The organism is Anabaena sp. PCC 7938 (assembly GCF_049315035.1).
In the GTDB taxonomy this organism is placed as follows: Bacteria; Cyanobacteriota; Cyanobacteriia; order Cyanobacteriales; family Nostocaceae; genus Anabaena; species Anabaena cylindrica.
The window spans coordinates 4,813,090-4,827,963 of sequence record NZ_CP186034.1; the positions used below are offsets into that span (position 1 = coordinate 4,813,090).

13 protein-coding genes and 2 tRNA genes are annotated in these 14,874 nt (G+C 38.6%); 7 read left to right on the forward strand and 8 right to left on the reverse strand.

Annotated features, from left to right (window positions below; all coding sequences use genetic code 11):
- Positions 1-95 precede the first annotated feature (95 nt).
- On the forward strand, positions 96-1,229 hold the full coding sequence (locus ACOWPH_RS21720) for a quinone-dependent dihydroorotate dehydrogenase (protein WP_015217464.1): 1,134 nt from the start codon (positions 96-98) through the stop codon (positions 1,227-1,229).
- A 42-nt stretch (positions 1,230-1,271) separates the two neighbouring features.
- Here ACOWPH_RS21720 and ACOWPH_RS21725 read toward each other — a convergent pair whose 3' ends face one another.
- On the reverse strand, positions 1,272-2,003 hold the full coding sequence (locus ACOWPH_RS21725; RefSeq protein WP_015217465.1) for a hypothetical protein: 732 nt from the start codon (positions 2,001-2,003) through the stop codon (positions 1,272-1,274).
- Positions 2,004-2,640: 637 nt separating this feature from the next.
- Here ACOWPH_RS21725 and ACOWPH_RS21730 point away from each other — a divergent pair.
- Positions 2,641-2,781: transfer RNA gene (locus ACOWPH_RS21730), tRNA-OTHER, on the forward strand.
- A 29-nt stretch (positions 2,782-2,810) separates the two neighbouring features.
- Positions 2,811-2,930, forward strand: a tRNA-OTHER gene (locus tag ACOWPH_RS21735).
- Positions 2,931-2,951: 21 nt separating this feature from the next.
- Here the strand turns inward: ACOWPH_RS21735 and ACOWPH_RS21740 are convergent.
- Positions 2,952-3,917 (reverse strand): AEC family transporter, encoded by a 966-nt coding sequence (locus ACOWPH_RS21740; RefSeq protein ID WP_015217466.1) that lies wholly within the window; start codon positions 3,915-3,917, stop codon positions 2,952-2,954.
- Positions 3,918-4,183: 266 nt separating this feature from the next.
- Between ACOWPH_RS21740 and ACOWPH_RS21745 the strand changes: the two genes are divergently transcribed.
- Entirely contained in the window at positions 4,184-5,785 is a 1,602-nt protein-coding gene (locus ACOWPH_RS21745) for a TROVE domain-containing protein (RefSeq protein ID WP_015217467.1), read from the forward strand.
- 685 nt (positions 5,786-6,470) lie between these two features.
- On the opposite strand, the gene ACOWPH_RS21750 is transcribed toward ACOWPH_RS21745, so the two are convergent.
- From ACOWPH_RS21750 to ACOWPH_RS21765, 4 genes are all read right to left on the reverse strand, one after another.
- Complete coding sequence (locus ACOWPH_RS21750; protein WP_015217469.1) at positions 6,471-7,805, reverse strand: hypothetical protein; 1,335 nt, start codon at positions 7,803-7,805, stop codon at positions 6,471-6,473.
- Positions 7,798-8,736 carry an SPL family radical SAM protein gene (locus ACOWPH_RS21755; protein ID WP_042465513.1) on the reverse strand — a complete coding sequence of 313 codons (939 nt, stop codon included), beginning with the start codon at positions 8,734-8,736 and terminating at the stop codon, positions 7,798-7,800. Before ACOWPH_RS21755 ends, ACOWPH_RS21750 begins: the two co-directional genes overlap by 8 nt.
- Before the next feature lie 201 nt (positions 8,737-8,937).
- Positions 8,938-9,342 (reverse strand): PIN domain-containing protein, encoded by a 405-nt coding sequence (locus ACOWPH_RS21760; RefSeq protein ID WP_015217471.1) that lies wholly within the window; start codon positions 9,340-9,342, stop codon positions 8,938-8,940.
- Positions 9,343-9,633: a hypothetical protein gene (locus ACOWPH_RS21765; protein ID WP_015217472.1), complete on the reverse strand. Its 291-nt coding sequence runs from the start codon at positions 9,631-9,633 to the stop codon at positions 9,343-9,345.
- A gap of 183 nt (positions 9,634-9,816) precedes the next feature.
- Between ACOWPH_RS21765 and ACOWPH_RS21770 the strand changes: the two genes are divergently transcribed.
- The gene (locus ACOWPH_RS21770) at positions 9,817-10,263 is read left to right on the forward strand and encodes a hypothetical protein (RefSeq protein ID WP_015217473.1); all 447 of its coding nucleotides are present in this window, start codon (positions 9,817-9,819) and stop codon (positions 10,261-10,263) included.
- Between the two features lie 20 nt (positions 10,264-10,283).
- A complete protein-coding gene (locus ACOWPH_RS21775) occupies positions 10,284-10,805 on the forward strand; it encodes a hypothetical protein (RefSeq protein ID WP_015217474.1) in 522 nt (173 codons plus the stop codon).
- 105 nt (positions 10,806-10,910) lie between these two features.
- Here the strand turns inward: ACOWPH_RS21775 and groL are convergent, their stop codons facing one another.
- Both groL and groES read right to left on the reverse strand, forming a co-directional pair.
- Entirely contained in the window at positions 10,911-12,548 is a 1,638-nt protein-coding gene (groL, locus tag ACOWPH_RS21780) for a chaperonin GroEL (protein ID WP_015217475.1), read from the reverse strand.
- Positions 12,549-12,699: 151 nt separating this feature from the next.
- Positions 12,700-13,011: a co-chaperone GroES gene (groES, locus tag ACOWPH_RS21785; protein WP_015217477.1), complete on the reverse strand. Its 312-nt coding sequence runs from the start codon at positions 13,009-13,011 to the stop codon at positions 12,700-12,702.
- A gap of 1,072 nt (positions 13,012-14,083) precedes the next feature.
- Between groES and ACOWPH_RS21790 the strand changes: the two genes are divergently transcribed.
- Complete coding sequence (locus ACOWPH_RS21790; RefSeq protein WP_015217478.1) at positions 14,084-14,761, forward strand: response regulator transcription factor; 678 nt, start codon at positions 14,084-14,086, stop codon at positions 14,759-14,761.
- The last annotated feature ends 113 nt before the right edge of the window (positions 14,762-14,874 follow it).

Here is a 14,874-nt window from a genome sequence, read left to right on the forward strand (position 1 = left end):
TAGTAATATATTGAGGATGCCCTGAAAATAATTCGGATTAATCCTGGATTTGGTATCTGATGATAATAGTAATAATTGGTAGATGTTAACCTAGTTTGGATATTTATAAAGCAGTAATTAGTCCTTTTTTATTTACTCTGGTGAAAACCGATCCAGAGTGGTTACACCAAAACACAATTCATAGTTTTATTTGGCTGTCACAAGCAAGCAATTATCCGCTTACTAGCTGGTTAAATTCTCGTTTAGAACAGTCTTTATGCTTATATGATACACGTCTAGAACAAAATCTGTTTGGGCTAAAATTTCCTAACCCCGTAGGCTTGGCTGCTGGGTTTGATAAGGATGGCGTTGCAGCTAACATCTGGCCTAGTTTTGGTTTTGGCTTTGCTGAACTGGGTACTGTTACTTATCATGGACAACCTGGTAATCCTCGCCCCCGATTGTTTCGTTTACCTTTAGACAAAGCTGCACTTAACCGTATGGGTTTTAATAATTCTGGTGCAGTAGTGATGAGAACAAGATTAACAACTCTTAAGCAAGAAGAATCTTGGAAAATACCCATAGGGATAAATTTGGGTAAATCCAAGATCACAGCTTTAGAAGTAGCCGCACAGGATTATTTGGAGAGCTTTCGCTTACTTCAAGATTTAGGAGATTATTTTGTTGTGAATGTCTCTTCTCCTAATACACCAGGATTGCGATCGCTCCAAGATGCCTCCATGCTTAGTCAGATATTGGATGTGTTACAAACAGAAAACAAATCACAAAAGCCAATTTTTGTAAAAATAGCACCAGATTTAGAGTGGTCAGCGATCGCTGATATTATTACCTTGGCTAAAACCTACAAACTAGCTGGAATAATTGCCACCAACACCACCATCAGCCGTGAGGGGCTAAAAACCCAGTTGATAGAAAAAACTGGTAAATCCCCCCAAGAAGAAGCCGGGGGAATTAGTGGGAAGCCATTGTGCGATCGCTCCACAGCAGTAATTCGCTTCATTTACCAGCAAACCCAAGGAGAAATCCCCATTATTGGCGTTGGCGGCATTTTCACCCCAGAAGATGCCTGGGAAAAAATTACAGCCGGTGCCAGCCTCATCCAAGTTTATACAGGCTGGATTTATGAAGGACCAATGATGGTAAACCGCATCCTAGCTGGTTTATTAACCAAACTAGAAGAAAACGGCTTAAATTCCATCAGCGAAGCAGTAGGGATTGGTAATTCGTAATTCGTAATTCGTAATTATCAATTACTACCCAGTCCCCAATGCCTATTCTTCCACAGGGAAAAACTCCTTAGACTTACGAGAATAAGACCAAGCAATCCCATCAGGATCACGGCTACGACTCCATTCTGGGAAATCTGGATCATTGCGACGTTTGTAAACAGTGCTGGAATATACACTTAGTCGTTTTGCTAGTTCAGATTGGATGAGAGAGCCAAAAAATAACTGTTCTTCCAGAGGTTTTTTGACTTCCTCAAGGTTGACTTGAGGTAACGACTCAGATTCTGGTTCTTCCTGCTGGGTAATTGTTTTTGGCGGTACAGGTGGTGCTAAGAGCGATCGCGCCTCTTTAGTCACAGGTTGAACAGGACGTTTTTCCACAACCTCACTACTATCAAGTATATTTCCCAGAATACTGGCATTTATAAAGTAGTAAGATTGGCTCTCATGTTCAGAATCTAGTACACTAGCACCAAATTCCTTAGCCTTTCCATCTAAGAAGCGTTTAGCCTCATTTCCAGAAAAATTACCCCGGATTGCTAAATCAACCGGCGTAATTTTGCCCTGGTTTTCCCGAATTAACTGATAAAAAAGAGGGTTAACTTGTTCACACCACTTTTCCCATTTATACTGCTGCCAAAGGTTAAAGGCCATCAGCAGCAGCAAAACAATTAACAAAATTTTCCAAGTAGAAACCAAGAAAATAATCAAAAACGAGATTGGCAAAAGGAGAACGAGAAAGGTTTTCCCGTTATTTTCTATTGTTTTTTCACTCATGCTGATTCACGCCAAGTGAATTGTTGCAAAATAATATATCAATCTTGGCAAAAATTGTGACATTTTTTTGTATCGTTTGGCAAACTTATGGCAAAATATTCGGCAAAAGTTAACATTAGCAGGTGTCATGGACTTCACCGCAGGCAAAATATCTACCCTTGGTTTGAGATTTAACCTGATTTTTTGCCAAAATCCGCAAAAAAGTTTCCCAGTCAAAAAAATCAGATCAACAATACTGTGTTCAGTCCCAACTAGAAAACACAAAACCATAAGCATGGTAACAACATCATCAAAAGGATTTCGATCTTTTTCACACAAGCAACATTTTTTGATCAAAGCGAGTTTGTGCGTAAATCTTCAAAAATTAATTTGCCAACCACTTGACAGTTAGAAATTTTACATACTACATTAATACTACAAGTGACATTCCCAAAGGCGTTAGCTTTAACCGTAGCGGATAGCTCAAATGCTAGAGCGCCCACCTTGCCTTTTTAGACCGACATAGCGAGGGTTATTGCAAAATAACTTAACCACCCTTGCTGAAAATCCTGGAGATGCAGACTAAATTTCTGCTCCGCTACACCCAAATACAGTAATGAGTACTCAGTGTTTAACTTTGATTTTTGACTGATTCCGTGCGGGAATAGCTCAGTTTGGTAGAGCGTTAAACGGGGTAAAACCCATATTCCTTAGTTAACAAACTTGCCTGCAAAGGCCGACTTACTGAGGGTTATCGAAACTTTAAGTGTCGCAGGTTCAAATCCTGCTTCTCGCGCCAAACTTCAATTTAATTCAAGATTAATTATGTGGTGGGTAGCCAAGTGGTAAGGCATTTTATCCTTATTCACAACCTTGCCTGTAAAGGCCGACGAATTGAGGGTTATCGTTGAAAAACATTCGCAGGTTCAAATCCTGCCCTGCCACCCATATTAATTTTAGATTTAGGATTTAGCTAAACCAAAATAGCCAAAGAGGTAATGCTAAAAATAACCCCACAAAAGTCAAAGCAATGCTACTAGATAACAAGTCCCGATCTAAATCATAAACTTCTGCCAAAATCAGTACAGAAAGCCCTGTAGGTGTGCCAGACATCAGCACCAGCATTAAACGCTGTTCGCCTGTTACACCGAAATAGGTTGCTCCTAATCCTACCAGCAAAGGTACAATAAACACTTTAATCGCACTGGCAATAGAAGCGATCGCTAAACTTCCCCATGATCTCATCTTTCCTAGTCGCAAACCAACCAGTAACAAAGCTAACGCAATGACTACCCAAACAGCTTGATCTAAAGCTGACTCAAGTACTGCTGGTAATTCGATAAACTGGGTATTTAAACCAATCAAAAATGTCCATAAACTGGGTACTGTGACTATATCTCGCACCTGTACCCACCAATGGTTTTCGGTTTCTCTCTGACCAAAATAACTAGCGATTAAAACCGCAATTCCATAAGTACCGACCACATTATTAGTGACGCTAAATAATACTGCCAAACCAGTATTTTCGGGGCTAGTTAGCACTTGTGTGAGGGTCAGTCCGACAAAACCAGTATTGCCTAAAATTGTTGCCAGAATAAAGCTGCCTAAACTAGCTCTGATTACCGATACTGGAACATCCACAGTTTTCAGTTGTGATTGCATTTTGTTAGTTATAAACCATTGCCAACCCCACCAACTTAACAATGCTAAAGCTAAACTCAGCAGCAAAACTGCGATCGCTATTCCGGGGATAAATCCAACCTCAGATAAGTTTGTATGACGCGCTAATACTAAAATTTGCAGGGGAACACCCACCCAGTAAAGTCCCTGACCTAATAACTTAAGAAAAGTATCTGCGGTGAAGCGAGATAATACAAGTCCTAAGCCTATCCAAATAAATAGAGGTGTGTAGGCATGAAATAAGGTATCAATCATGGGCAGAAAAATCAAAAAAATTAATCTTAGTTTTAGGCAAAACTGGAAATATCAAAAATTATTTCATAGTTAGGAACATGGATTTATTAACTTACAATTCTTTGTAGGTTGGGTGAAGCGAAAGCGTAACCCAACATTAGATTACATAAATTAAGAGTTGTACTTTATTTAATTCATATTCCTTAGCAATTTATCAAGTCTGACACACCGTATTAATTTATTTTGTACAATCTTAAATTTGCCTGAAAAGGCCGGAAGAAGAAGCCATGAATTACAACTTCTTTACTAAAAACAAAAATACTACACCCCAAAATCAGCCTATTCCTGGACGGGAAGCAGAGATGATCAAAGGGCGTAGTGGCGGCTATATGTTCGATGCTGGTATTTGGAAAATGCTGCGTCGGTGTTTATTGATAGGCACAGCAAAAAGCACTTACTACGCTGGTAAACAGGAATTAACAGAAGATTTTGCTAATGTTGTCACCCAAGCCGTCGCGGAAAATCCTGGACGAGTAGCCGAAGAAATTCTCTATGCTAGTGATGGACGTGCCATTAATAACAGTGCGCCTATTCTTGCTTTAGTATTGCTATCAATGGGTGAAACACCAGAAGCTAAAAAAGCATTTGGTGAAATTTTCCCCCAAGTTGTTCGCACTGGTAGCCATTTTTATGAATGGTTGAATTACACCAAATCCCTGCGGGGTTTCGGTAAAGTTATCCGCGAAGCGGGTAAAAATTGGCTATCGCGGGAAGATGTCAAAGGTTTAGCTTACCAATTCTTGAAATATCAACAACGTCAAGGTTTTACTCACCGTGATGCTTTGCGGTTGTTTCACGTTAACCCACCTACAGAAAATCACCGTCAATTATTTGAGTGGGTTGTGAAAGGTTGGGAAGAATTACCAACAGATATTCCCTCAGATGCTTTAGCGCAGATTTGGTGGTATGAATGGCTCAAGCGCAATCCTAGTGAAACTCATATAGCTATTTCTCAAGGACGCTTAACCCATGAAATGGCTGCACCTGTGGGCAAAATGGATAAGCAAGCTTGGAATTTGCTCTTTCAAGAAATGCCGATTGGGGCAATGTTGCGGAATTTAGGTTCTTTGACTCAATTGGAGGTATTACGGGCTGATGAAGGCGCGAATTTGCAGCGTGTGGAAGCAGTTCTGAATAACCGAGAATATCTGAAAAAAGGTCGAATTCATCCTATTGATGTTTTGAAAGCCCTCAAAACTTATCAGTCTGGAGGTAGTTTAGGACGCAGTAAGAAAACATGGCAACCAGTATCTCGCATTGTGGACATTTTAGAAAAGGCGGTGGAACTATCTTTTGAGGTGGTAGAACCGACTGGTAAGGTGTTCATGCACGCTGTAGACATTTCTGGTTCTATGGGTAGCTTGGTTGCAGATATGGGCTTAAGTTGCTGTGAAATTGCCACGACAATGGCTTTGGTGACAGCTAAAGCTGAGAAAAACTATGAAATTCGCGGTTTTTCAACTCAGTTTAAAGACTTAGATATTACTGCGAAGGATAGTTTTAGTTCTGCAGTTCGCAAAGCTAGTAACCAAAACTTTGGCGGAACTGATGCTTCTGTAGCTTATGACTGGATGATTGGGAATAAGTTTAAGGCTGATATTGTCTGCTTTTGGACTGATTCAGAAAGCTGGGCGGGTAATAAACATCCTAGTCAAGCTTTGAAGGAATACCGGAAAAAGGTAAATCCTAATGTTAAGGCTGTTTATGTGACTTTGACACCTTACCAGATTTCTTTGGTAGATCCAAAAGATCCTTTGTCTTGGGATTTAGCAGGATTTGATCCGAGTATTCCGCGTATCATCCAGATGTTAGCTAATGATGAATTGTAAGTGTTGCTGTAAAGTGTCTAACAAAGGATAAAGAGAATTTTATCCTTTGTCTTTTCTGACGGGTTTTCCTCGTTTGCAATTTGTTTTTAGCCCATATTCCGTAGATGTGACTCAGATTATTAATATTTTTGAAAAATCCCAGCCAGAAAAATTTTATTTACCTAATTTTTCTGATTGAGTTTAACTTTATCTGCCAAAAAATAGAGAATATTACCAAAATTAATTTCACGAAGTTTTCAAATAGATTCTCTCTCAATTAAAGTAGTCACTTTTGGTAAAATCAACATGACAATTATAGCCAATAATATTTCTATCTCCGCTAAAAATTTATATTTACTAATTTTATCGAAAAATATCTACATCTTTTCTATCAAATAAACTCTCATCAAATAATTAAATAATATTTACTACAACTCTTTCCTAAATACCTGACGATTTTTTCACGTTTATAATGAATTATTAACATCACAAAAATGGCTTTTTAGATAACGATTCATCATTTTTAATGCTTATTTTTGAACAATATATTAGACATCTGGTGAAAATTAAATGTGCGTTTTCTAAAACCATTGTAGAGACGTTCCATGGAACGTCTCTAAATTCTTTTCCAGAGATGTCTATTGATAAATTAATAGCTCTTTCATGATATCCTTGAGGATAAATAGATGATCCAAAAAGATTTGGATCATTTTCGAGCCAAAATAACATAATCATCTAAAGTATAATTCAAATCATGATTAACAATGTGGAATTTTTTTGCAAGTAAACTCATATATTTCTGATTCGGTAGATTTTCTGTAGCAAACCGTGCAAATTCTGAAGGAATCATCGGTGTTCTCTTACCAGTAGAGGTAATGTACTTGTACCACACCAACTTCAAACCTAATTCCTCTATAAACATTTCAATTAGTTGCTTTTCCTGAAATTCATCTTCTGTCATTTGCCATTCATACGCTTGACACAGCCTTCTTCCTTGCACAACTACCAGAACATAACCATCAGTATTTAATGTTTGCTCAAAGATGTATCTATATTTTTGATGAGATATGATTCGTTTCTGCTTTTCTGAAAAAATACAATGTGAAATTGAAATAAAATCATAAAAATTATGGGGAAGTTTTTCTGAATTGCTAACATCAGTTGTATATTGAAATATATCGCTAGTGTAAAAGCGAAAATAGGCATTTACAGCGGGTGTAGTCTGGTATTTTGCGTACTTTCGCCAAAATTGTAACCCATAAAATTGAAGAAGATTCTGTTTTTCCAAAGAACAGTAAGAAATTTGAATTGGAGATACTTCCTCACAAGAATCTAAATTTTTTAAAAGAGCAAATAATCCATAAAATATTGCTCCTGAACCAGCACCAATATCAAGTATATTAATTTTAGACTTTAACAAACCTGCTTGATATACTAAAAACCATGCTATGTAAGCGCTATATACTCCTTCTAAAAAATATCTCATAAAATATACATGAGGAGTAACTTTATATTGGTACTCAGGATCTTTACCTTTTTTCAGAGAATGAATGTCTTCAGAAGCTATTTTTAAATCCTCCCAAAATCCCTTATTTAAAGATTTTTTCTTCAACTCATCTTCTAAGTATTCAACAAGATATTTTTCTAATTCATCGAAAATATTTATATCAAGTCCAGTACACTGTATCTTAGGTTCGTCCTTGTTGAATAATTCAAAATTATTTAATGTCTGCTGAATAAATTCTTGATTAGGTTTTAATAAATTATCTGCTGAATAGTCAAAAGCAAGTTGCAGTTTATATTCATCTGTTTGTTGTGATGCTTCTGTTAGTTGTTTTCTTAAATTTTCAGTATCTCGTTTATTTTCTTGAAAAGTACGTTCAAGTTGTAGCTTATCCCTAAATAATTTCTCTAACCAAGAAAAATTGGCACCTGATTTTTTAATCTCCTGCAAAATTTGTACAGCACTGCGCGTATCACCACGCTGTAATGCTGATTTAAATTTCTGACTTCTCCACCAATTAATAATAAAATTATTCATAACCAAACCCGTCTTTACCTTCTTTGATTTCTACACCTGGAAGTTGAGAAACTAACTTTTCTTTAAATCTCTGATAACTCAATTGTTCAGAATCATACCACCAAGCATATTTTTGTTTAACTTCTTCAGCTTCTTGACGAGTTCCTGCGACAAGAGAACGATTATTGTTGGGGTGAAAATCTTGAATTACTACTCTATCTGCAATAGCTAATTTCTTAATAAAAGCATCTTCGTCAATTGGTAAAGTTGGTAATAAAGGTGTAATTGTAATAGAAAGTTTAGGAATAAAACCTTTAAAACTATCAATACTTTCTTTAATTTTATTAATAGCATTTAATCTAGCTTTAATACTAGGTGAACGTGGTTCAAAATCTCTTCTCACAGCTTCGCTACCTGTGGGAATGCTCATATTAATTCGCAGATGTTGAAACCTTTGCAAATAATCAATATCTCTCGTAATAATAGGACTGCGAGTTTGAATTACCAAAGTTGGAGTTGGATAACCGTTATCTCTGACATCAAGCATTATCTCTAATAACCTGCGAGTTAATTGATGTTTAGACTCCAAAGGTTGGTAAGGATCTGTGACGCTACTCATGTAAATGCTAGGAGGCTGATTGGGATTTTTCCGATACCATTTTTCTAATTCTTTTTCTAAAACTTCCGCTGCATTTTCTTTAAAAATTACCCATTTACCCCAGTCTTGACGCATTTTAGTATTAGGGCTAAATGCAGCAGCATAGCAATAATTACAACCATATTGACAACCCCGATAAGGATTGAGGGTAAAATCATAAGCAGCAATAAACCCAGTCGCTTTTGTTAGCAGTGATTTAGCATTTTGGGCGTAAACATTGGTATTTCCAAATTGTTCACGCACAAATTTTGTAGGAGTTTCCTCGCTATAACCTTCATACTGTGCTTTCACCATATTTATTAATATAAATAACCCCATGATAATTTCACATTCTAGACGCTGAAGCGTTGAGAATATCTATAAATTCTAGTTAAATATAATTATTATAAATAAACAAACGGTATATTTACGTATGTTAAGCAAAATAATTCAAACTATAAGCATTATTAATTTTTTGGATATATTTGCACATTTTATGTTTTAGGCAAAAATTAACTAAGAAATTAACCAATTTTCTAACTGTAAATCTTTGACCCTAGTTAAATCAGAATCGGGAGAAACTAAAATTAAATTATGAATTATAGCAGTAGCAGCTATCAAAATATCTGCATCCTGAATAATTTTACCTCTGTTTGTTAAATCAGCATGAATTTCAGATGCTTTTTGAAAAATTCTCAGATCATCTAAGAATAAAATGGGATAATCTTGGCAAAATTCTTGAAACCAAGCCAATTTTTTAGTAGCGTTACTTCTTAACAGTCCTCTTTGAATTTCATAGTAAGTTATGCCACTAATCGCAATTTCTATTTTTAAACTACTTACTTCTTGCAATTTTAAGTTTATTTTGACATTTTGTTTGAGTGATGCTGAAACAATATTAGTATCTAATAAATAACCCATTTAACCTCGTTTTACAGATTCATCAAAAATTTGCATTTGCTCTGGAGTGAAATCATTTAGCATTCCTGAAACTAAATGTAAAGATAAAATTCTTTTAATCCGTTTCTTTAATTCTTCCTCAGAGATACTATTAACATCAGGAACGGCGACAGGATCAAAGGTACGATTAATATTTTCGATCATTGCCTGTTTATCTAAGTTTTCTTGATACAGAGGATTATTATCAATTAAAGTTTTGACAATTTCGGTTAATTTTTGATAATTAGATTGATGATTAATAATTTGAGTCATAGTTAAACCTCCTCAAAATAATATCGTTTTTGGATAAGTTAAATCCTATTGTATCAGTTATGATTTCCCTGAAAAAGTAGGAAGAAATCAACAAAAACTTAGTTTTATGATCGGTAAATTGGTGAAAAATCCCTGAAACGACATGATAATATTCATTCTGTCCGAATAAAGTAATATTAGTTAATGGTAAAACTCTACTATCGCGGCATGATAGACGAAAATGGTAAGCCCAAAATCGGTCGGAGTGCCAGACTATTAGGGATTAGACCTAGCATTGATATAAATATTGAGCAAATGCCCATAGATAGTCTAGATGAGCAAGGCTATTTATTACCAGAATCAGAGCGTGAGTTTCAAGATGAGCTTGTTGATGTTGCCATTGTAAATACAGGGGGAATGTCCGTTTCCCTGTCAATTGAAGCTTTACCAGCACCTCGTAAACCTGCTAAATTTGGTGGATATGGGAAAGATCCCCTGTGGCAAATTGATGACAGTAACATCACTGGAGATTTACAAGCTGTTCAGGATAGCCCAACCCACGTTAGTATTTCGCCAAGAGTTACAATGTTACTAGAAAGGTACGAATTAGCGTTGGTAAATACACAAGATTATTGGGAAAGAATTGATTAGAACTAAATTAGGAGGTAGGCATGGCATGGATATTTAGTTTATCAGCAGAGTGCGGCTCTGATGAAAGCAGTGCTAAGGAATTTGCTCAATATTTTATGGAGAAACCATGGTCAAATTTTAGCCCATGGCCATATTGTGCAGACACTTTTCAAGATAGTGAAAAAAATTGGTGGTGTCGGGTTTACCTAAATCATCTTAGTAAAGTGGGAATAAACAATCCTGAAAATGCTTTCTCGATGACAAATTTAGGTTTGACACTCTATAGAAATCTACTGTCTTCTCCTCCATTTCGTTATGCTTTAGTTGGTGTGGAAGTTGATGAATTTAGAACCTATAGTGAACTGATTGAAGATTTGCCTAATTTATCTATTCCAGGATTAGTTTTATCTACAGCACTTGCAGAAGAAGTAGAAATATTACCAGGTTTCCAGCCATTTAGTTCTAGCTATGTTTGGCAACCCTACAAGGGAGAAATCTATAATCCATTAATGACATCTCCGGACTTAAAACGGAAACTAGATGAACTTTTGGCTTTGAGTTGAATTTAAACAAAATCTTCCCTCTGCGCCTCTGCGGTTCAATTTCCATAAAAAAACAGCCGCCTCCTTGCGGAAGCAGCCGTTTTCAAATTAGTGGATTATGGAGAATTAGTAGTCGTAATCTCCGCCACCCATACCAGCGCCAGCAGCAGGAGCGCCATCCTTAGGCTCAGGTTTGTCAACTACGATACATTCGGTTGTCAACACCATTCCCGCAATAGAAGCCGCATTTTGCAGCGCAGAACGGGTTACTTTAGCAGGATCAACAATTCCAGCAGCCAACATATCAACGAATTCGTTGGTAGCAGCGTTGAAACCTACGTTGAATTCCTTCTCTTTCACACGTTCAGCAATGACAGCACCATTCTGACCGGCGTTTTCTGCAATTCTCTTTAGAGGTGCAGGTAAAGCACGAGCCACAATTAAAGCACCAGTCAATTCTTCATCTTTGAGGTTGCTGTTAGCCCAAACTTCCAATTGGGGAGCGAGGTGAGCCAAGGTTGTACCACCACCGGGGACGATACCTTCTTCTACAGCAGCCTTGGTAGCGTTGATAGCATCTTCCAAGCGCAGCTTCTTGTCCTTCATTTCGGTTTCGGTAGCTGCACCAACTTTAACTACAGCTACACCACCAGACAATTTAGCCAAACGCTCTTGTAGTTTTTCTTTGTCGTAGGAAGATTCGGTTTCTTCCATTTGACGACGGATTTGTTCACAACGAGCCTTAACTGGAGCTTCGTTACCTTCAGCTACAATTGTGGTGCTGTCTTTGGTGATGGTGATACGGCGAGCTTTACCCAGGCTGTCTAGCTTGGTGGTATCTAGCTTCAAACCAGCATCTTCGGTGATGAGTAGACCACCAGTTAAGACGGCAATATCTTCTAGCATAGCCTTACGGCGATCGCCAAAACCAGGAGCCTTAACGGCTGCAACGTTGAGTACACCGCGCAAACGGTTAACTACCAAGGTTGCTAAAGCTTCTTTTTCGATATCTTCAGCGATAATCACCAAAGGACGACCGGAACGAGCTACCTGCTCAAGTACAGGTACTAAGTCTTGTACTAAAGCAATCTTCTTGTCTGTTAACAAGATGTAAGGCTCATCAAAGACTGTTTCCATCCGCTCTGCATCAGTAGCAAAGTAAGGAGAGATATAGCCTTTATCAAAGCGCATCCCTTCGGTGATTTCGAGTTCGGTGGTCATAGACTTCCCTTCTTCTAGGGAAATTACGCCTTCCTTACCCACTTTGTCCATTGCTTGAGCAATCATCTGACCGACTTCTTCGTCGTTACCAGCAGAGATCGAAGCAACTTGTGCGATCGCTTTAGAATCTTCTACAGGGCGAGCGTGTTCAGCAATCTTTTCTACTAAGAAAGCCGCAGCTTTGTCAATACCACGCTTTAGTAAAATCGCATTAGCGCCGGCGGCAACGTTCCGCAAGCCTTCCTTAACGATCGCATGAGCCAAAACGGTAGCGGTGGTTGTACCATCACCCGCAGCGTCATTTGTCTTAGAAGCAGCTTGACGAATTAGTGCCACACCTGTGTTTTCAATGTGGTCTTCTAATTCGATTTCTTTAGCGATGGTGACACCATCGTTAACGATTTGTGGTGCGCCAAATTTCTTCTCTAGAACTACGTTGCGACCTTTAGGTCCAAGGGTAACAGCAACAGCCTCAGCTAAGATATCAATACCGCGTTCTAGAGCGCGACGGGCGTTTTCGTTATAGATAATGCGCTTTGCCATAAGAGTCTAAATTCGGGTAGTAAGTTAAAATTTGTCTTGAATTTTGGTAATTTGGTGATTGGTAATTGGTGATTGGTAATTGGTAATTAGGAAAACTCTTTCCCAGTACCCAATCCCCAGACCCCAGTACCTCATCCCCCTCATCACCCATTTACATGACGACTGCTAAAATATCTTTTTCAGAAAGCAGTACGTACTCTTCGGTTCCGAGCTTAACGTCGGTTCCAGCGTACTTGGAGTACAGCACTTTCTCACCAACTTGGATTTCCAATTCTTGACGGCTGCCGTCGTCATTACGCTTGCCAGGTCCAAGGGCTACAACTTCGCCTACTTGGGGCTTTTCCTTAGCGGTGTCGGGCAAATACAGACCACCTGCGGTCTTTTCTTCAGCGGCGGTCACTTTTACAAAAACGCGATCGCCCAGTGGTTTAACGGTTGAAACGGTCAGAGATACAGCTGCCATAAAATTTTTTTGCCTTGTGTTAGCACTCTCAACTCCTGAGTGCTAATTTACCGAAAGCCAGCATACAATGGCAACGATTCCTTGTGTACGGGTTTCCGAACTGAGCGATCGCACCTGTACTTAAGCATAAATGCCTAATTGTGATAGTTGTCTGGTTCTGTTGCGTAAGTAATGAATATTTTTATATGGACAACATTTATTTGCAAAGCGGGGAAATTGTTATAGAACTGTAATCAGGGAACCGTTCAATGAGTAACATTACAGTAAGTTCAAAAAATGCCGTCCTATCCCCAAAACTACTAAAGCTGTGGAAGGAACTTAAAGCCCTAAGTCATTGTGTGAAAGCTCTAGGACTGGCAAACCTTCACTGAACAGCGTTCTCTTGGTTCTGAGCAGACAGTTGCTCACTTATGGACAAAACAAGCTAGTCTAGAGTCCTGGGAATGCTTAAAACTGGGACTTAAGGAGCCACATCTTAACCAGCTGCTTAGTTAAGTCATCCCATAGGCATCTTCAGAACTAAAACCAACTGCTTGCGTGTTTGTTGTTCTAGGCAGATAATGGTAGTTTACCCAGATGGGGTTTGGTATAGCCAAACAAAACCGGAAGTCATTGAGCGGATCATCCCAGAACACTTAATCGGCATAATGGTGGTGGAAGCATAAGCCTTTTTAACCCATCCTTTGCCAGAAACTTCCCCGGTTTCTCGTGAACCTCTGATAGAGGCTTAACATCCAAAGGATATAGTAGAGCAGCAGTAAGCGAATGAAAGTGCGGGTAAGTTTTGAGCTAGGGTCATCTTCAGCTAAATACTGAACTTGTCAACCAGAAAGATTATTATTTAATCAGGTTTAATCAGGTTTTTTAGCCCGCCCCTTTCAAAGCGATATATAATAGCGCATTATAAATACTATTGCTCTCCGTATCCTTACTGGAATTTTGCCATCAAGCTACTAATTAAGATTGAAAGTGACCTTCACTTTTTAGACTTCGAGGCAGCAAAGGCAAGTTAAGTGGGAAAAACAACAACATCTCAATAATCCACCATAGAGGATAACTAATCAAGACCTTGATGGATCGAAGCGCGACAAGTGCCACTGCTATGAAAGAGTCCAGCATGAAAGATCACAAACGACTTCTATTGATTGATGATGACCCTAACCTCATCTTGCTGGTGAAGGATTACTTAGAATTCCGAGGATACGAAGTCATCACGGCCGAAAATGGACGAGAAGCTCTGGATATTCTAGAACATGATGTTCCAGACATGATCATCTGTGACGTGATGATGCCGGAAATGGACGGGTACACTTTTGTGGAACAAGTACGCCAAAACGAACGTACAAGTTGGATTCCCGTTCTCTTCCTCTCCGCTAAGGGACAAAGTGCAGACCGAGTTAAAGGTCTAAACAAAGGTGCTGATGTCTATATGGTCAAACCCTTTGAACCCGAAGAACTCGTAGCACAAGTAGAATCCTCACTAAAGCAAACCATCCGTTGGAAAGAACACCAGACAAAGGGAGGGGAAAACGGTTCCCGTATCCAAGTTCCCTTTGATGTACAGTTAACCCCAACCGAACTGAAGGTAGTCCAGTTTGTAGCCAGGGGTTTAGCTAATCGGGAAATCGCTGAAGAATTAAACGTCAGTCAGCGTACCGTGGAAAGCCATGTTTCCAATATGTTGGGTAAAACCAATCTCCACAACCGTACTGAACTAGCGCGTTGGGCGATTGAAAATCAAATGGCTTAAGCCCTCTCAAATTTACCGAAGTTCTGAGTTTTGAGTTAGGACATAATTGCTCAAAACTCAAACTGGTTACGTAACTTGACTTCAGTTTGAGAGCTAATAAATTATGAATTGTG